This is a genomic window from Arthrobacter sp. SLBN-53, from assembly GCF_006715585.1.
GTDB lineage: Bacteria > Actinomycetota > Actinomycetes > Mycobacteriales > Mycobacteriaceae > Mycobacterium > Mycobacterium neoaurum_A.
In genome coordinates this window covers 1483493-1501284 of sequence record NZ_VFNN01000001.1, presented here as the reverse complement: position 1 = coordinate 1501284, position 17792 = coordinate 1483493, and the positions used below count along the sequence as shown (strand labels likewise).

The 17792-nt window shown below is 69.0% G+C and carries 16 protein-coding genes; 9 read left to right on the top strand and 7 right to left on the bottom strand.

What is annotated here, in order from left to right:
• The first annotated feature begins 2 nt into the window (after positions 1 to 2).
• Positions 3 to 152: a DUF1059 domain-containing protein gene (locus tag FBY28_RS07080; protein WP_019510838.1), complete on the top strand. Its 150-nt coding sequence runs from the start codon at positions 3 to 5 to the stop codon at positions 150 to 152.
• A 10-nt stretch (positions 153 to 162) separates the two neighbouring features.
• Here the strand turns inward: FBY28_RS07080 and FBY28_RS07075 are convergent, their stop codons facing one another.
• Both FBY28_RS07075 and FBY28_RS07070 read right to left on the bottom strand, forming a co-directional pair.
• Positions 163 to 1146 (bottom strand): Rv1157c family protein, encoded by a 984-nt coding sequence (locus FBY28_RS07075; RefSeq protein ID WP_141865426.1) that lies wholly within the window; start codon positions 1144 to 1146, stop codon positions 163 to 165.
• A 44-nt stretch (positions 1147 to 1190) separates the two neighbouring features.
• Entirely contained in the window at positions 1191 to 1733 is a 543-nt protein-coding gene (locus FBY28_RS07070; RefSeq protein WP_141870090.1) for a hypothetical protein, read from the bottom strand.
• Positions 1734 to 2084: 351 nt separating this feature from the next.
• Here FBY28_RS07070 and FBY28_RS07065 point away from each other — a divergent pair, with 351 nt between their 5' ends.
• Positions 2085 to 3254 (top strand): mannosyltransferase, encoded by a 1170-nt coding sequence (locus FBY28_RS07065; RefSeq protein ID WP_286177826.1) that lies wholly within the window; start codon positions 2085 to 2087, stop codon positions 3252 to 3254.
• Here FBY28_RS07065 and FBY28_RS07060 read toward each other — a convergent pair.
• The gene (locus FBY28_RS07060; protein ID WP_141865422.1) at positions 3199 to 3483 is read right to left on the bottom strand and encodes a 4a-hydroxytetrahydrobiopterin dehydratase; all 285 of its coding nucleotides are present in this window, start codon (positions 3481 to 3483) and stop codon (positions 3199 to 3201) included. The genes FBY28_RS07065 and FBY28_RS07060 overlap by 56 nt on opposite strands.
• 27 nt (positions 3484 to 3510) lie before the next feature.
• On the opposite strand from FBY28_RS07060, the gene FBY28_RS07055 reads away from it, so the two are divergent.
• The gene (locus tag FBY28_RS07055) at positions 3511 to 3897 is read left to right on the top strand and encodes a (deoxy)nucleoside triphosphate pyrophosphohydrolase (protein WP_141865420.1); all 387 of its coding nucleotides are present in this window, start codon (positions 3511 to 3513) and stop codon (positions 3895 to 3897) included.
• Positions 3898 to 3917: 20 nt separating this feature from the next.
• Here FBY28_RS07055 and FBY28_RS07050 read toward each other — a convergent pair whose 3' ends face one another.
• Positions 3918 to 4292: a hypothetical protein gene (locus tag FBY28_RS07050; protein ID WP_141865418.1), complete on the bottom strand. Its 375-nt coding sequence runs from the start codon at positions 4290 to 4292 to the stop codon at positions 3918 to 3920.
• A gap of 769 nt (positions 4293 to 5061) precedes the next feature.
• Between FBY28_RS07050 and typA the strand changes: the two genes are divergently transcribed.
• Entirely contained in the window at positions 5062 to 6966 is a 1905-nt protein-coding gene (gene typA, locus FBY28_RS07040) for a translational GTPase TypA (RefSeq protein ID WP_141865416.1), read from the top strand.
• Between the two features lie 20 nt (positions 6967 to 6986).
• Positions 6987 to 8900 carry an ABC transporter family substrate-binding protein gene (locus FBY28_RS07035; protein WP_141865414.1) on the top strand — a complete coding sequence of 638 codons (1914 nt, stop codon included), beginning with the start codon at positions 6987 to 6989 and terminating at the stop codon, positions 8898 to 8900.
• A gap of 3 nt (positions 8901 to 8903) precedes the next feature.
• Here the strand turns inward: FBY28_RS07035 and FBY28_RS07030 are convergent, their stop codons facing one another.
• Positions 8904 to 10592, bottom strand: coding sequence for a dihydroxyacetone kinase subunit DhaK (locus tag FBY28_RS07030; protein WP_141865412.1), 1689 nt, complete (start codon positions 10590 to 10592; stop codon positions 8904 to 8906).
• Positions 10593 to 10637: 45 nt separating this feature from the next.
• Positions 10638 to 11876, bottom strand: coding sequence for a chloride channel protein (locus FBY28_RS07025; protein ID WP_141865410.1), 1239 nt, complete (start codon positions 11874 to 11876; stop codon positions 10638 to 10640).
• 17 nt (positions 11877 to 11893) lie between these two features.
• Here FBY28_RS07025 and mshB point away from each other — a divergent pair, with 17 nt between their 5' ends.
• A complete protein-coding gene (mshB, locus tag FBY28_RS07020) occupies positions 11894 to 12745 on the top strand; it encodes an N-acetyl-1-D-myo-inositol-2-amino-2-deoxy-alpha-D-glucopyranoside deacetylase (protein WP_141865408.1) in 852 nt (283 codons plus the stop codon).
• A 166-nt stretch (positions 12746 to 12911) separates the two neighbouring features.
• Positions 12912 to 13259, top strand: a complete 348-nt coding sequence (locus FBY28_RS07015; RefSeq protein ID WP_216847544.1) for a hypothetical protein — start codon at positions 12912 to 12914, stop codon at positions 13257 to 13259.
• 19 nt (positions 13260 to 13278) lie between these two features.
• On the opposite strand, the gene FBY28_RS07010 is transcribed toward FBY28_RS07015, so the two are convergent.
• The gene (locus tag FBY28_RS07010) at positions 13279 to 14427 is read right to left on the bottom strand and encodes a hypothetical protein (protein ID WP_141865404.1); all 1149 of its coding nucleotides are present in this window, start codon (positions 14425 to 14427) and stop codon (positions 13279 to 13281) included.
• Between the two features lie 186 nt (positions 14428 to 14613).
• On the opposite strand from FBY28_RS07010, the gene FBY28_RS07005 reads away from it, so the two are divergent.
• Positions 14614 to 17184 carry a bifunctional FO biosynthesis protein CofGH gene (locus tag FBY28_RS07005; RefSeq protein ID WP_141865402.1) on the top strand — a complete coding sequence of 857 codons (2571 nt, stop codon included), beginning with the start codon at positions 14614 to 14616 and terminating at the stop codon, positions 17182 to 17184.
• Between the two features lie 132 nt (positions 17185 to 17316).
• Entirely contained in the window at positions 17317 to 17781 is a 465-nt protein-coding gene (locus FBY28_RS07000) for a DUF2231 domain-containing protein (RefSeq protein WP_141865400.1), read from the top strand.
• Positions 17782 to 17792 lie beyond the last annotated feature (11 nt).

The following is a 17792-nucleotide window of genomic DNA, read 5'->3' as shown; positions in this document are numbered from 1 at the left end:
ATATGGCCAAGACACATCTGAACTGCCCCTGCGGAGAAGCCATTCAGGGCGCCGATGAGGACGACCTGGTCGCCAAGGCGCAGGCGCATCTATCCGAATCACATCCCGGGCGTGAATACGACCGCGAGATGATCCTGTTCATGGCCTACTGAGGCAGCCGATCTAGGGCACCACCGTCGAGCCGATGGTGGGCATGAACTGGCACTGCTTCTCGGTGGTGGTGACCTGACCGAAGATGGTCGACATGATGCTGCCCGAGCCGGTGTCGGCGATGGCGGTCAGCGTGGTCGGGCCTGCCGGGTTGATATCGGCCTGCGGTTTGAGCGTCGCGGTGCCGGATTTTCCGGTGCTCAGGTTCACCCAGGTGACATTGAGCGGCAGCTTCTGCTCGGCGGCCGGTCCCGGTGTGCCCATGGCGGTGAAGATGTAGGCGGTCTGGCCGGGCCCCGGGCCGGGCGCGGGAATCTTCGCCGGACCGGCGACCGAGATGGCGGCGGCCAGCACGTTACCGCCGTCCTTGAGGCACCCGTTGCTGATCGACGGGTACATGAAGTCTTGTGTGGTGGGCGCGTCCGGGCCGAAGTCGGGCATCGCGCCCGGTGCCGGCGCTGGTCCTGGGGCGGGAGCGGGTGCGGCCGCCGCGGCCAGCGGTTCGGCGGGAGCCGGGGCCGGGGCGGGGGCCGGGGGCACCGCTTCGGGTGCCGGGACCACGGGCGCGTCGACGGCGGCCTCGGGGGCAGCGGGCAGGGCGTCGGGGATCGGGCCCACCGAGTAGGCGGGGTTGATCCCGGCGGGCAGGTGCGCTTGGGCACCCGCGCCGGCCGCAGGGGTGTGTACCTGCGGCGCGGCGGCGAATTGGTTGACCGCGGTGGCCAGGTTCTGCGAATCAGCCGGGGCCGCCGCGTTTCCCGCGAACGCGGCGGCGGCCGCCATCAGCATCGACGCCGCATCGCCCGGGTTGGCGGCGGCCTGCTGGATGGCGGGTCCGAGAGTCTCCATCGCCGGTAGTCCCGGTGCCTGCAGATTGTTGATCGGCAGCGGCATGGGCGCGGCCGGATCAGCGTGGGCAGGTATCACCGAGCCCCCGCCCAGCATCACGAGCGCGGTGGCCGTGGCGCTGGTCAGCGTGGTCCGGATCGATGGCATGTCTCCCCCTGGCTAGGTGGTGGTTGTGTCGGCGGCGTTGCTGATCAGGGCAGGCCCGACAGCGGAACGAACATCGGCACCAGCGATTGGGCGGCATCCGAGGGGTTGGGCAGGCCCGCGGCCGGAGCGGCGGGTGCACCCGGTGCTGCCGGTGCCGCGGCGGGAGCGACGCCGGTCGCGGGCAGCAGACCCGCCAGCGGGGTGCCGGCCGGCATCAGGCCGGCGAGTCCGGGCACCAGGTTCTGCATACCGGCCATCGCGGCGGCGGGGGCGGCAGCGGCAGCGGGACCCGCCGCGGCAGGCACGGCGCCGGGCAGGGTGGCCGCGGCCTGGGTCAGCGGAGCGCCGGCCGGGGTGATCGGATCGACCGGCAGGGTGCTGGGGGCCTGGTTACCGCCGGTGAGCACCGAGGCGAAACCCTGGATGATCTGCGGGGCGACGGTCTGGATGCTGGCCAGTTGCGGCGCGAACGGCACGTTCGGCGCGCCGGGGATCGCCGGCGGGTTGGGCGCCGGGGGAGCCGGTTCGGCCACGGCGGCCGGGCTCAGGGTCAACGCGGCCACGGCCGCGCCTGCACCGGCAATCATGCTGGTGGCAAAGAGTTTTCTGAAAGATGACACGGTTCTCCCCGTTTCGTTGGCGGCACGTCTGAAACCGAAGGTAGCGAGTTACTGGTGTTACTCAAGTGACAGGAGTGTGGTTTATTCAACCGTTACGGAGGCGTGCGCCGACGGTGATCGGAACCGCGTTCCGGGCGCGGTCAGCGGTTCGGCGCCGAGCGCGGATCCTCTTCGGGATCTGAGGTACCCGGGCGCCCGGGGTTCACATTCGGCGGGAGCGCGGCGGCACGGCGCATCTCGGTCGATAGAGTCGGGCCGGTAAACACCGACCGCGACACCTCCCCGACCGCGCAGCTCCATCGCTGGGCGCCGCTGCTGTTGGTGTTGAGCATCCTGGCCCGGCTGGCGTGGACCTACCTGGTACCCAACGGGGCGAACTTCGTCGATCTGCATGTCTACGTGGGCGGCGCCGACACGCTGGAAACCCCGGGCGCGCTGTATGACTACGTCTACGCCGAGCAGACCCCGGACTTCCCGCTGCCGTTCACCTACCCGCCGTTCGCCGCCGTGGTCTTCTACCCGCTGAGCCTGTTGCCCTTTGCCCTGGTGGCGTTCATCTGGCAGCTCGGCATCTTCGCCGCCCTCTACGGTGTGGTGCGCATCAGCCTGAACCTGCTGGGCTGCACCGATACCCGGCCGGCCATGGCCTGGACCGCCGTCGGAATCTGGACCGAACCCCTGCGCAGCACCTTCGACTACGGCCAGATCAACGTGGTGCTGGTGCTGGCCGTGCTGTGGGCGGTGCAGAGCAGTCGGTGGTGGTTGTCGGGTCTGCTGGTCGGGCTGGCCGCCGGTGTCAAACTGACCCCCGCGGTGGCCGGTCTGTACTTCGTGGGGGTGCGGCGCTGGGGCGTCGCGGCGTTCTCGGCCGTGGTGTTCGTGGCCACCATCGGCGTGTCGGCTCTGGTGGTGGGGGAGCAGGCCCGCTACTACTTCACCGATCTGCTCGGCGACGCAAGTCGGGTCGGGCCCATCGGCACCTCGTTCAACCAGTCATGGCGCGGCGCCATCTCGCGCATCGTGGGCCATGACGCCGGGTACGGGCCGGCCGTGCTGGTGGCGCTTGCGCTCACCGCGATGCTCGCCGTCCTCGCGTGGCGCGCGATCGGCACCGGTGATCGCCTCGGCGGCATCCTCATCGTGCAACTGTTCGGGCTGTTGCTGTCGCCGATCTCGTGGACGCATCACTGGGTGTGGTTGATCCCGTTGATGATCTGGATGGTGCACGGACCGTTGCGCGACAGCCTGGGTGCCCGGGTGCTCGGCTGGGGGTGGTTGGTGCTGACGTTGATCGGCGTGCCGTGGTTGCTGAGCTTCGCCCAGCCGACCATCTGGGAGATCGGCAGGCCGTGGCAGTTGGCCTGGGCCGGTCTGGTCTACCCGGTGGCCACCGTGCTCACCCTCGGATGGTTGGCCGCCCGCAGCCGCCCGTTCAGTCGGCGAGCAGCTGATCGATCGCCTTCGCCAGCTCCACATCCTTATCCGTGATCCCGCCTTCGGAATGCGTCACCAGTGCCAATTTTACTGTGCGCCAACGGATATCGATATCGGGATGGTGGTCTTTCCGTTCGGCGAGCTCGGCGATGCGGCTGACCGCACCGATACCGTCCAGAAACGTCGGGAACTCCACCGATCTGCGCAACGCGCCCTCGGAGCGCTCCCAGCCGTTCAGCTCGCCCAGCACCGCGTCGACGCGGTCGTCGGTCAATACAGCCATGGATCCGACGGTATACCGTCGAGCCCGATGACCGAGCAGATCGTCGTTGCGGGTGCGCTGATTTCCGGCGGCGCGCTGCTGGTGGCCCAGCGGCTACGTCCGGTCGAACTGCGCGGGCTGTGGGAACTGCCCGGCGGCAAGGTGGCGCCAGGGGAGAGCGAAGCCGACGCGCTGGCCCGTGAGTTGCGCGAAGAACTCGGCGTCGAGGTCAGCGTCGGCGACGCGCTGGCCGCACAGGTGATGCTGAGCCCGACGATGACGATGCGCGCCCATCTGGTGACCCTGCGGTCGGGAAGTCCGCATCCCCATGACCACCAGGCATTGCGCTGGGTGCGTGCCGCCGACCTCGACGGGCTGGCCTGGGTGCCTGCCGACCGTGCCTGGATACCCGAGCTGACGGCCGCGTTGAGCTGAGGCTGTCGCTATGAGGCTGGTTACCAGCTGCCCAGCGGTGCACCGCGCCGGAACTGTCCGTTGGGGCGCACGCCGAAGGGGTTCGAGGTGGTGCCGGGCACGGCGATGACGCCGTCGCGGACCTCGCCCTGGGTTTGGATGCCGCCGCCGTCGGCGCGACGGTTGTCGGCCAGCGCGCCACGCGCGACACCTTGGCCCGACCGACGCAACGCGTTCTTGTCGAACTCCGAAGCCTGCCGACTGGTCACGTTGGGTCGCGGGGTGATCTCTTTGACATCCGCGGCGGCCGTGGCCGCGCCGACGGTGGCGAACGCGGCGGCGACGGCAGCGGTGCCCAGGCCCATGGCGGTCATCTTGGTGGCGAGGCGCCACACGCTTCTGGTGTTCTCCGGCATCGGCTCGAACCCTTCGTCACATCGGACCAATATGGTCGCTCTACTCGTCGCTCAGGAACGGCGAACGTTACCATCCGGGGTCGCCCCGGTCGGGGCCGTCGGCGGTTTTTTATGGGCTTTGCTGTCCGAGATGTATTGACGAACAAGATAATTGGGAATCTGAGAGGTTCTCAGTAGCGGGGCGTGTGCGGATGCCCGTCAATCGATGGTCCGCTGGCTGCGATCAGGTTTGCTCGGCGGCGCGCTCGCCGCCGTCGATGTGCACCGGCGGGCGCGGTGTCGGGTTGCCGGAAACGCCGCTGCGGGTGCCGTCGGAGACTCTCGGTCTCGAGTCCGCAGGTAGTGACATGCGGCACATTCCGAGCGGTGTGCGGGGCCGCCCGGAGGATCGTCGCGACCGGTGCGCGGCCGGCGTTGTGGCCGGCTCGCGCGGCGTGGCCGGGGCCACCGTGCCACGGTGTCCACACCGCCGCCCGGATACCGCCGACAGGGCCGTCGCGATGTGCCGGCGACTCCGGATGAAACCCGCATCACCGCAGCTCACTAGGCCTTTCTGGCGAGCTTGTACACCTTCTCCAGATCCTTGCCCCGTATCCCGTTGTGCGCAGCCTTCTGTACCTTGTGCAGGACCAGCGGGCACTTCTTGCACCGGGGCTTACTACGGCAGCACTTTTTCTTCGGCTTGGCCAAGAGCAGCTTCTTCACGCACGCCTTCCGCTGAATCCCGTCGTTTTCGTGATCGGGTACTCGCACTGCGACAATCACTGACGTGGATTCTCGCCCTAACTTTCGCAACGTAGCCATCGTCGCGCACGTTGACCACGGTAAGACAACGCTGGTCGACGCCATGCTGCGGCAGTCCGGTGCGTTGTCGCACCGTGGCGATGATGCCGTTGAACGCCTGATGGACTCCGGTGACCTGGAGAAAGAAAAAGGCATCACCATCCTGGCCAAGAACACCGCGGTGCACCGGCAGAACCCGGACGGCACCATGACGGTGATCAACGTCATCGACACCCCAGGCCACGCCGACTTCGGTGGCGAGGTGGAGCGCGGCCTGTCCATGGTCGACGGTGTCGTGCTGCTGGTGGACGCCTCCGAGGGCCCGCTGCCCCAGACCCGCTTCGTGCTGCGCAAGGCGCTGGCCGCGCACCTGCCGGTGATCGTTGTGGTCAACAAGACCGACCGCCCGGACGCCCGGATCGCCGAGGTGGTCTCGGAAAGCCACGACCTGCTGCTCGATGTGGCCTCCGACCTCGACGACGAGGCGCAGACCGCCGCCGAGTTCGCTCTCGGTCTGCCGGTGCTCTACGCATCCGGTCGCGCCGGTATCGCCAGCACCACCGAACCGGCCAACGGGCAGAACCCCGACGGGGAGAACCTCGACCCCCTGTTCGACGTGCTGATGGAGCACATCCCGCCGCCGCAGGGCGATCCGGAGGCCCCGTTGCAGGCGCTGGTGACCAACCTCGACGCCTCGGCGTTCCTCGGTCGACTGGCCCTGGTCCGTATCTACAAGGGCAGGCTGAAGAAGGGCCAGCAGGTGGCCTGGATGCGTGAGGTCGACGGGCATCCCGTCATCACCAACGCCAAGATCACCGAACTGCTCGTCACCGTCGGCGTCGAGCGCACCCCGACCGACGAAGCGATCGCCGGCGATATCGTCGCCGTCGCCGGTATGCCGGAGATCATGATCGGCGACACGCTTGCCGATACCGAGCATGCGCACGCACTGCCCCGTATCACCGTCGACGAGCCCGCCATCTCGGTCACCATCGGCACCAACACCTCGCCGCTGGCGGGCAAGGTGTCCGGGCACAAGCTGACCGCGCGGATGGTCAAGAGCCGGTTGGACGCCGAGCTGGTCGGCAACGTGTCGATCAAGGTCGTCGACATCGGCCGGCCCGACGCCTGGGAGGTGCAGGGACGTGGTGAGCTCGCGCTGGCCATCCTGGTCGAGCAGATGCGCCGCGAAGGCTTCGAACTGACCGTCGGCAAGCCGCAGGTGGTGACCCAGACCATCGACGGCAAGCTGCATGAGCCGTTCGAGGCGATGACGATCGATACTCCCGAGGAGTTCGTCGGCGCGATCACCCAGTTGATGGCCGCCCGCAAGGGCCGCATGGAAGACATGACCAACCATGCCGCCGGGTGGGTGCGGATGGACTTCATCGTGCCCAGCCGTGGGCTGATCGGTTTCCGCACCGACTTCCTGACGATCACCCGCGGCACCGGTATCGCCAACGCCGTGTTCGACGGCTACCGGCCGTGGGCCGGCGAGATCCGCGCCCGCCACACCGGCTCGCTGGTGTCGGACCGGTCCGGCAAGATCACCCCGTTCGCGATGACCCAGCTGGCCGACCGCGGCCAGTTCTTCGTCGAGCCGGGCCAGGACACCTACGAGGGCCAGGTCGTCGGGATCAACCCGCGCGCCGAGGACCTCGACATCAACGCCACCAAGGAGAAGAAGCTCACCAACATGCGGTCCTCGACGGCCGATGTCTTCGAGACGCTGGCCCGGCCGCTGGAACTCGGCCTGGAGCAGGCCATGGAGTTCTGCGCCGAGGACGAGTGCGTCGAGGTCACACCGGAGATCGTGCGGGTGCGCAAGGTGGAGCTGACGGCGAGCCTGCGGGCGCGCGCGAAGTCGCGAGCCAAGCAGCAGAACAGCTGAGCGACGATAGTCTGAAACTCGTGCCGACAGCCCGACACCGTGTGACCGTGCTTGCGGCCATGCTGTCGGCACTGGTGGTGGCCGGCTGCACGGTCAGCCCGCCGCCGGCCCCGCAGAGCACCGAGACGACGCAGACCCCGCCACCACCGCCGGCGAAGGCCATGCAGATCATCATGGCCATCGACGCGATCGGTGCCGGGTTCAACCCGCATCTGCTCTCGGACCAGTCCTCGGTGAACGCCGCCGTCGCCGCGTTGGTGCTGCCCAGTTCGTTCCGGCCGATCCCGGACGCGAACACGCCCACCGGGTCCCGCTGGGAGATGGACCCCACCCTGCTGATCTCGGCGGAGGTCACCAACGAGGAACCGTTCACGGTCACCTACAAGATCCGCCCCGAAGCGGCCTGGACCGATAACGCGCCCATCGGTGCCGACGACTTCTGGTACCTGTGGCGCCAGATGGTCAGCGTTCCCGGGGTCGTCGACCCGGCGGGGTATGACCTGATCACCGGGGTCCAGTCGGTCGAGGGCGGGAAGACCGCCGTGGTGACGTTCGCCCAGCCCTATCCCGCCTGGCGCGAGCTGTTCAACAACATCTTGCCCGCGCACATCGTCAAAGACATGCCGGGCAGCTTCGGTGCCGGGCTGGTGCGCGCTCTGCCGGTCACCGGCGGCCAGTTCCGGGTGGAGAGCATCGACCCGCAGCGTGACGAGATCATGCTCGCCCGCAACGACCGGTACTGGGGTCAGCCCGCCGCCCCCGACCAGATCCTGTTCCGGCGGGGCGGTTCGCCTGCCGTCCTGGCCGATTCGATTAGAAACGGCGACACCCAGGTAGCCCAGGTGCACGGCGGGCAGGCCGCGTTCGCCCAGCTGTCGGCGATCCCGGATGTGCGCACCGCCCGGATCGTCACTCCGCGCGTGATGCAACTGACCCTGCGCGCCCAACAGCCGGAACTGACCGATCTGCGGGTGCGCAAGGCACTGCTGGGCCTGCTCGACGTCGACCTGCTGGCCGCCGTCGGCGCCGGCTCGGACAACACCGTGACGCTGGCGCAATCGCAGGTGCGTTCCCCGTCGGATCCGGGTTATGTGCCCACCGCCCCACAGGCGATGAGCCAGCAGGATGCGCTGGCCCTACTTGCCGACTCCGGTTACCAGATCACCCCGGTATCTCCCACCGCGACGGCGACGCCGGGAACACCGGCACCCGATGAGGCGCGCGGCCAGCTCATGCGCGACGGTGAACCGCTGACATTGGTGCTCGGTGTGGCCGCCAACGACCCCACCTCGATCGCCGTCGCCAACACCGCCGCCGACCAGCTACGCAGTGTGGGCATCACGGCCTCGGTGTCCGCGCTGGACCCGGTGAAGCTCTATGGCGATGCGCTGGCGGACAATTCGGTCGACGCGATCGTCGGCTGGCATCATGCCGGCGGCGATCTGGCCACCGCGCTGGCCTCGCGCTACGGCTGCCCGGCGCTGGAGGCCACCGCCGTCTCGACCCTCACGCCCACCCCCAGCGTCACCGTGACCACCACGACGCCCGAATCTGGCACCCCCGCCAGCCCGACGCCGCCGCCGAAACCGTCACCGACCACGGTGCCGTCAACCGCAGCGACGACGACATCCGGTACTGCTGAACCCCAAAATCCTGGTGGTCCAGGCGAATTGGTGCAGGCGCCCAGTAACCTGACCGGGATCTGCGACCGCAGCATCCAGCCGAGGATCGATGCCGCGCTGCGCGGCACCGAGGAGATCGGGAAGGTGATCGACGCCGTGGAACCGCGGCTGTGGGAGATGGCCACGGTGCTGCCGATCCTGCAGGACACCACCATCGTGGCCGCCGGCCCGCATGTGGCCGGGGTGAGCCTGAGCGGAGCGGTGCCGGTCGGCATCGTCGGCGACGCGGGCAAGTGGGTCAAACAGCCCTGACGGTCAGCCGTCGATCAATTCGGCGAGCCTGGCGCGCACCGCATCCCGGCGCCGGCCGTCGATGCGCTCGACGATGGCGGTGAGCACCACGACGACGGCCAGTGCACCGGGATCGGTGGTGCCGATCGCCTTGTCGCCGACATAGCTGGACCGCCCGCGCTTACCGACCATCGAACTGGTCGCGGCCGCACCGTCGAGGGCGGCGGTCAGCGCGTCGTCGTCGAGCGCGTCCCGTGGCGACTCGCCGTCCCAGCCCGCCGGATGCAGCGCGTCGACCATGGTGCGATCACCGACGCGCGCGCCCCCGGCACGGGTGATCGCCGCCACCCCGTCGCGCAACCCGTCGGCCGCCGCATCGCCCGCGCCCGCCGAACTTTTCGCGTGGACACTTGCCGCGACCCTACCGAGGACCAGGCCGAACAGCGGCCCGCTGGAGCCACCGACGTCCTCGGCGAAAGCCGTTGCCAGAGAATGCAGATCGGCGGTGAGATCGGCATCGGCGCCCGCCCCGCGACGGACCGCCGCCTGCAGGGCGTTGTCGAGGTTGGTGCCGATATCCCCGTCGCCGGCCCGCCGGTCGAGATCGTTGAGTGGCTCGCGGATCCGGGCCACGTCGTCGGCGAGCTGACCGAGCCATGGCGAGGGTTCACCCGCCGGCTGCCTCGCCTGGTCGCCGGTGATGGTCATGTCGGCGGGCACCGGCGACGGCAGAGCGGCGGTGCGATGCGGTGCACACCAGTCCTGGAGCCATCGCTCGTCTTCCACCGCGGTCACGGTGATCGAGAACCCGGCCATGTCCAGTGCGGAGACGAACGTGCCCGATACCGCACTGCGCAGCGGCACCCCGCGATCGGCCAATGCCCGCGCGACCTCGGCCAGCACATGCCACAGCTCCAGATCCCCGGTGCCGCCGAGGCCGTTGACCAGGACGACAACCCCGGCGTCGGTGATGTCGAGATCATCGAGCAGCTCACCGACCATCCGCGTCACCAGCGCGTCCAACTCGGGGCGGACGATCGACTCACGGGCCGCCTCACCGTGGATACCGACGCCGTATTCCAGGGTCCCCGGTGCCACGTCGAAGGCGGGCCGGTCCGCACCGGGCGGGGTGCAGGCGCGCTGGGCCACCGCCAGCGAGCGCGATGATGCGACTACCGCCTGGCCCAGCTCGACAAGCTCAGGTAGCGAGAGACCACGATCGGCGGCGGCGCCGAGGATCTTCTCCACCACCACCGTCGCACCGGTGCCCCGCCTGCCGACATCCTGGCCTTGCGAACCGAGATCGTCATCGACGAGCACGCGATCGACCTCGATACCGTCGGCGCGCAATCGTTCGGCGGCGATGGCGAAGTTCAGCACGTCGCCGGTGTAGTTCTTGACGATGTGCAGTACGCCACCGTCGCCGGCGACTTTCGCACTCGCCGCGTGGATCTGGCGATTGTGCGGTGAGGTGAACACCTCACCGGGACAGACCGCATCGAGCCCGCCGCGACCGAGGAAACCGGCGTGCATGGGTTCGTGGCCGGCCCCGCCGCCGCTGACCAGCCCGACCCGGCGCGCCGGATCGGGGTCCCTGGCCCAGGCGTAGATCGGGTCGAGGTGCACCCCGACCCGGGTACCACCGGTCGCGGCCAGCGCGGACAATGCGTGCTCGGAGGCCGACGGCACCGCCGAGTAGAAGTTCGTTCCCATCAGGTGGTCCTTCCGGTGGGTGGCCGATGCCCTCGACCGTACCGATCACGCACGATCAACGGTGCGGTGCCACACCCGGGTGGCCGTGAAGGCCGCAAGGGCGAACACCGCTAGCAACCAGATCGGCGGGTGTGCCAACTCCCAGACGAACACCGCGGCGAAGACCGGTGAGCGTTGGGTGATCGCCAGCACCCCGGCCGCGCAGGTCAACGCCAGCGCAGCGGTGTTGACATGGACTCCCGTGACCGGTGTGAGTTCGTTGATCAGCAGTGCCACAAGGCATCCCGCGGCGGCTCCGGTGGCCAGCGCCGGGGTCAGCAGGCCGCCGACGGCACCCACGCGCAGGAACAACGCCGTGAGAACGGGTTTGAGTAGCAGGATCGCCAGCGCGGAGGGGATGCTCAGCTGGGTGTCGAGGCTGACCACCAGGATGCTGTGGCCGTTGCCGGGAAGCTGCGGCCACCACAGCGAACAGATGCCGGTCAGCAGACCCGCGCCGGCGATCGCCGGCACCAGCCACCAACCGGTGGGCGGTGCGCCGCGGGTGGCGGTGACACGCACGAACGCCGCTGCGACGCAGGCGGACAACGGCGCGATCAGGATGGCCAGCGCGACGAACAGATAGGACAGGTCGGCATCGGGCCAGCGCAGCGAGTGGTCCAGGTGGGTGACCGGGGCGGCGACGGCCACCGCCAGGCTCGACGTGATCAGTGCGGTACCCACCACCCGCGGGTGCCAGCTGCGCGCCAGGATGCTGACGGTGAACAGGGCACCGCCCAGCGGCACGCTGTACACCGCGCCCAGCCCGGCTCCGGCGGCGCAGAACAGCAGGATCTGCGTGTCCCGCGCCGTCAGTGCCAGCCGTGCGGTGGCCGCGTCGGCCAGGACGGCCGCCAGTTGGCGCGGGGCACCTTCGCGGCCCAGCGAGGCCCCGGACCCGACCACCAACACCTGCAGCCCGGCGTCCATCGCCAACGGGCCGCGGGCCAGCGGTCGATGCGAGGCAATCGAGCCAGACAGGCCTGGCACCGCGCTGCGGCGGCGCAGCCACCACCAACCCAGGCCGGCGAGCGCACCGCCGACCGCCGGTCCGAGGACGCGCCGCAGCGGATGGGCTGCGCTGACGCCGTCGAGCAGGCTGCCGAACCGGTAGTGGTAGGTGAGGTGCTCGATTCCGTGCAGCGCCACGGTGGTCGCCGCCCCCGCCACACCGGCGAGCAGGCCGGTCGCCAGGATCGCGCAACCGAACTGCAGACCTCGGCGTCTCGCATCGGGTGGCGGCACACGGTAAACCTAGGGGAGTGGAAACGCCGCGGCTTCTCTTTGTTCATGCCCATCCCGATGACGAATCGCTGACCACCGGAGCGACGATCGCGAAGTATGCCGCCGCCGGTGCCGACGTGCGGGTGGTCACCTGCACGATGGGTGAGGAGGGCGAGGTCATCGGCGAGGAGTGGGCCGGATTGGCCGTCGACCACGCCGATCAACTCGGGGGCTACCGGGTCGGCGAGCTGACCGCGGCGCTGGCCGCTCTCGGCGTCGGAGCCCCGCACTATCTCGGCGGAGCGGGTCGCTGGCGGGACTCCGGCATGCCGGGCACGCCGGCGCGGCATCGACAGAGCTTCGTGGCGGCCCCGTTGGCCGATCCGGTGGCCGAGTTGGTCGCCGTCATCACCGATTTCCGGCCGCATGTGGTGGTCGGCTACGACCCCAACGGCGGATACGGCCATCCCGACCACATCCGGGTGCACGAGGTCAGCACCGCCGCCGTCGCTGCGTCCGCCGCGGCCGGGTGGGCGGTGCCGAAGTTCTATTGGACGGTGATGGCGGTGTCCGGATTCGTCGAGGGTTTCCGCAATATCGGCACCCCGCCCGCGGATTGGGTGGTCATCAAGGCCGAGGACTTCACCTTCGGATTCCCCGACGACCGGGTCGACGCGGTCATCGATGCCACCGACCACCTGCCGGCCAAGGCCGCGGCGCTGCGTGCGCACGCCACCCAGGTGATGGTCGCCCCGGATGGCCGCTCCCTGGCGTTGTCGAACAAGATCGCTTTGCCGCTGTGGGGTATCGAGCATTACGTCCTGGTGGCGGGCGAGCGGGGCGCCGAGGGTGTCGAATCCGACCTGTTGGCTGGGCTGAATCTGCAATAGCCGGGCGCGGACGCGGTAGGGTCACCGTCATGGACCCGGACTTGGATCCCAACCTGCAGCATCAGCAGGACCGCGCCGACAACTTCCAGTGGGTCGTCGGCTCGCTGGTCGCGCTGCTCGACAGCATCCCGACCTGACGGCCGATCGTGCGGACGGGCCGGCCTGGTTGCCGCCCGTCGTCCTCGGTGTGCTCGCCCTCGATGGTGTGCTGGCGGCGCTGGTTTCGGCGTTCTTTCTCCCGCTGCGCATCGGCGCGGTGCCCTTCCCGATCACCGTGGTGGTCAGTGGCGCGGTCAATGCGGCGCTGGTGTGGGTGGCCCTGCAGTGGACGTCCTCGCCCCGGCTCGCGGCCGCGCCGATGTGGGCCTGGCTGGCGACCGTGCTGGGGTTGGCGCTCGGTGGACCGGGCGGCGACGTGGTGTTCGACGGCGCGGGCGTGATGGCCTACGCGGTGCTCCTGCTGATCGTCGGCGGGTTGCTACCGCCGGCGGCGGTGTTGCGTCGCCACCTCTGAACCCGGTGGCCTGCGCCGGTCAGCTGTCTGAGCCGCCGGCGTCCGATGCAGTGTTCCCGGCGGCGTGATCGGCCGGCGCGGTGGTGTCCGCGGTCTTCGGGCTGTCATCGGAGGCGTTCTCGACGATGCCGCCGGTGGTGGTGTCCGCACCGGTCGTGTCGCCGATATCGTCCGCGCCGAGGTCGCTCGACTCCTGGGCAGCCTCCTCGCGCAGTTCCTCGCGGAGCTCGTCGCGCAGTGTGTCGCGGAGGTCCTCTTCCTGCTGCTCGCCGGCCTGCTCGGTGAAGCCCTCCTCGTCGACCCCTTCGGATGTCTCCGGGGTGATATCGGGCTGCGGGGTGGTCTCGACGGGGGCCTGCGGCGCGGGAGTCGGCTCCGGTGTCGTCGGGTCGGGGCTCGTCGGGTCGGGGCTCGTCGGGTCGGGCTCAGTGGCCGACGCCGCGGGCTCGTCCGGCTCGCTCTGCTGCTCGTCCGAAGACTCCGCAGCGGCGTCGGGGGCGGCCGGGATCTGTACCGCCGTGCGCGCCCCTTCGACGGCCATCACGGCCTGGGACGCCGCGGCCAGTGGGAAGAACGGTGGCAGCGGGGGAAGGAAGCTCAGGAACCAGTCGATCTCGGTGTTGACGAAGTTGACGCCTGCGGCGACCGATTCGTTGAAGAAGTTCGTCAGTCCCTGCCCGAAGTCGATGCTTCCGCCGACCCAATAGGCGAAGTTGAACACGGCGCTGGTGATGATCGGTCGGATCAGCGAGTAGTAGAAGATGTCGATCTGCGGGGTCAACAGGTTGACCAGCGGAATCCACTCGGTCGCGTACACCGCGAGATTTACGCCCCAGTCCACCCAGGGCATCACCGTGTAATAGGCGTCGATGATGGCGTTGCCCAGCCCCGGCAAGGCCAGAGCGCTCGCCTGGGTGGCCGGTGCGGCCTCCAGCGCCTCGGCGAGCAGCTTGGGAAGCTCGGTCGGACCGGCATCGGGTGCGGACGGCCGGACCGCGACCAGGGCGGCCGGCAGCGTGTCGAAGGTTCGTGCCTGCGCGGTCAGCGCGACACCGTCGTGGCGGACGGCCGGCGCGCTCGACGGCGTCACCGAGGACGGCAGCGAGATGCTGCCGGCGGCCACCACCGCCACGCCTGCCATCAGATAAGGACGAACGCGCAACCGCATGACAGCTCCTGTGATGAGTCCCGACGTCGGATAACTTACGCGCTAGTCAGCGTGCTGGGAGGCATTCGGCGGACGGGTCGCGTCGCGGTGTCTCGTCGGAGGCTATCGTGACCCTTATGCCAGTGGCAGCTGTTTCAGATAGTGAGACGCGCGGATGATCCGCGCCGACGGCGGGGTTACACCGGAGTGGCTCTGAACCCCCAGCACGGCTCCGATCTGCCCAGCCCGGTGGTCCCGCCGAAGTCGAATCCGGCCGCGCTGCGGCGTGTGCTGCGCCGCGCCCGCGACGGCGTGGCACTCAATGTGGACGAGGCGGCCATCGCGATGACCGCCCGCGGGGGCGACCTGGCCGACCTGTGCGCCAGCGCTGCCCGGGTCCGTGACGCCGGCCTGGAATCGGCGGGGCGGCGCGGCGGCACCGGACGGCTGCCGGTCAGCTACTCGCGCAAGGTCTTCATCCCCGTCACCCATCTGTGCCGCGACAAATGCCACTACTGCACGTTCGTGACGGTTCCCGGCAAGTTGCGTGCCGAGGGCAAGGGCATGTTCATGGAGCCCGACGAGATCCTCGAAGTCGCCCGCCGGGGTGCCGAGCTGGGTTGTAAGGAGGCGCTTTTCACCCTGGGTGACCGCCCGGAGGCGCGCTGGGACGAGGCCGCGCAATGGCTCGACGAGCGCGGTTATGACTCCACCCTGGACTACGTCCGAGCCATGGCCATCCGGGTGCTGGAGGAGACGGGCCTGCTGCCGCACCTCAATCCGGGTGTCATGAGCTGGACCGAACTCTCCCGGCTCAAGCCCGTCGCGCCGTCGATGGGCATGATGCTGGAGACCACGTCACGGCGACTGTTCGAGACCAAGGGACTGGCCCACTACGGCAGCCCGGACAAGGATCCCGCGGTCCGGTTGCGGACCCTCGATGACGCCGGCAGGCTGTCCATTCCGTTCACCACCGGCCTGCTGGTGGGTATCGGTGAGACGCTCACCGAACGTGCCGAGACGATGCACGCGATCCGCAAGTCGCACAAGGAATTCGGTCACGTGCAAGAAGTGATCGTGCAGAACTTCCGGGCCAAGGACCACACGGCCATGGCCGGGGTGCCCGATGCCGGTATCGACGATTTCGTGGCGACCATCGCGGTGACGCGACTTGTGCTGGGGCCCAAGATGCGTATCCAGGCGCCGCCGAACCTGGTGTCGTCCGCGGAGTGCCTTGCGCTGATCGGTGCCGGTGTCGACGACTGGGGTGGGGTCTCACCGCTGACTCCGGACCATGTGAACCCGGAGCGGCCGTGGCCGAATCTCGACGATCTGGCGGCCGTCACCGCCGAGGCCGGCTATGACCTGGTGCAGCGGCTGACCGCGCAGCCTCAGTATGTGCAGGCGGGTGCGGCATGGATCGACCCGCGAGTGCGTGGGCATGTCGACGCGTTGGCCGACCCGGAAACCGGTCTGGCCCGCGATGTCAACCCGGTGGGGCGGCCATGGCAGGAGCCCGACGAGGCCTCGGAATCGTTGGGTCGCACGGATTTACACACGGCCATCGACTCGGAGGGCCGGCGCACCGATACCCGCAGTGACCTCGACAGCGCCTTCGGGGACTGGGAGTCCATCCGGGAGAAGGTGTCCGAGCTCGCCGCGCGCGCACCCGAACGCATCGACACCGATGTGTTGGCGGCGTTGCGATCGGCCGAGCGTGACCCGGGTGGCTGTAGTGACGACGAGTATCTGGCACTTGCCACCGCCGATGGGCCCGCGCTGGACGCCGTTGCCGCGCTGGCTGATTCGCTGCGCCGCGAGGTGGTCGGCGATGACGTCACCTTCGTGATCAACCGCAACATCAATTTCACCAACATCTGTTACACCGGTTGCCGATTCTGCGCGTTCGCCCAGCGCAAGGGTGACGCCGATGCATTCTCGTTGTCCACCGGCGAGGTCGCCGACCGGGCCTGGGAGGCGCACGTCGCCGGTGCCACCGAGGTGTGCATGCAGGGCGGTATCGATCCCGAACTGCCGGTCACCGGGTATGCCGACCTGGTGCGCGCGGTCAAGGCCAGGGTGCCCTCGATGCATGTGCATGCCTTCTCGCCGATGGAGATCGCCAACGGAGTCACGCGCAGCGGGTTGTCGGTGCGCGAATGGCTGACCGAGTTGCGGGCGGCGGGTCTCGGCTCGATCCCTGGTACGGCCGCGGAGATCCTCGACGACGAGATCCGCTGGGTGCTGACCAAGGGCAAGTTACCGGCCTCGGAGTGGATCGACGTCGTCACCACCGCGCACGAGGTGGGGCTGCGATCGAGTTCGACGATGATGTACGGGCACGTCGACACCCCCAAGCACTGGGTGGGGCATCTGAATGTGCTGCGCGATATCCAGGATCGCACCGGTGGTTTCACCGAATTCGTCCCGCTGCCCTTCGTGCACCAGTCCTCGCCGCTATACCTGGCCGGTGGCGCGCGGCCGGGGCCCACGCACCGCGACAACCGTGCCGTGCACGCGCTGGCGCGAATCATGTTGCACGGCAGGATTCCCAGCATTCAGACCAGCTGGGTCAAGCTGGGTGTCGAACGCACCCAGGTGATGCTCAACGGTGGGGCCAATGATCTGGGCGGCACGCTGATGGAGGAGACCATCTCGCGGATGGCCGGTTCGGAGAACGGGTCGGCCAAGACCGTCGCCGAACTCGTCGCCATCGCCGAGGGTATCGGCAGGCCTGCCCGGCAGCGCACCACGGACTACACGCCGCTGGCGGCCTGATCACCCACCCGAGCGGCAGAGGTGAGCGTAGCCTTGCCTGACTCGGATCGTGTTGCCGGAAAAGGTGTTTGGTGCGCCGCTCGGTCGTCTGAGGGGGTATCTTCTGGATGCGCACATCCGAGGAGCGAAGCCATGACCACTATTGCCGGAATCCCCGCCCATGCCCTGCTGGTGCATGGCGTCGTGGTGCTGGCGCCGTTGACGGCCGCGTTGCTCATTCTCTGTGCATTCTGGCGGGCCGCCCGCACTCGTCTGGTGTGGTTGGTGCTGGCCCTGGCTGCAGGCGTCATGGTGCTCACACCGTTGGTGACGTCAGCGGGTGAGTGGCTGTACAACCGCGAAAGTGAGCACAGCGCGATCCTCGAGCTGCATGAGGAGCGCGGCGAGTGGATGATCTACTTCGCGATCGGCTTGTTGCTCGTGGCGATCTTGCAGGCGGTCCAGCACGTGTGGGAGTCGCGCACGGAGCGACCTGGTCGCGGGCTCGCGGTCGGGTTGGCGGTCCTCGCCGTGGTGGTCGGTGTGTCGACGACGGTCAGCGTGGTGCTGATCGGGCACTCGGGAGCCGAGGCGAAGTGGGGTGTCATCGCCGAGTAGCCGACCCGACC

Coding starts and splice junctions, on each gene's coding strand:
- FBY28_RS07080 (WP_019510838.1), top strand. CDS start 3: ATGGCCAAGACACATCTGAACTGCCCCTGCGGAGAAGCCATTCAGGGC.
- FBY28_RS07075 (WP_141865426.1), bottom strand. CDS start 1,146: ATGCCATCGATCCGGACCACGCTGACCAGCGCCACGGCCACCGCGCTC.
- FBY28_RS07070 (WP_141870090.1), bottom strand. CDS start 1,733: ATGATTGCCGGTGCAGGCGCGGCCGTGGCCGCGTTGACCCTGAGCCCG.
- FBY28_RS07060 (WP_141865422.1), bottom strand. CDS start 3,483: ATGGCTGTATTGACCGACGACCGCGTCGACGCGGTGCTGGGCGAGCTG.
- FBY28_RS07055 (WP_141865420.1), top strand. CDS start 3,511: ATGACCGAGCAGATCGTCGTTGCGGGTGCGCTGATTTCCGGCGGCGCG.
- FBY28_RS07050 (WP_141865418.1), bottom strand. CDS start 4,292: ATGCCGGAGAACACCAGAAGCGTGTGGCGCCTCGCCACCAAGATGACC.
- FBY28_RS07030 (WP_141865412.1), bottom strand. CDS start 10,592: ATGGGAACGAACTTCTACTCGGCGGTGCCGTCGGCCTCCGAGCACGCA.
- FBY28_RS07010 (WP_141865404.1), bottom strand. CDS start 14,427: ATGCGGTTGCGCGTTCGTCCTTATCTGATGGCAGGCGTGGCGGTGGTG.
- FBY28_RS07000 (WP_141865400.1), top strand. CDS start 17,317: ATGACCACTATTGCCGGAATCCCCGCCCATGCCCTGCTGGTGCATGGC.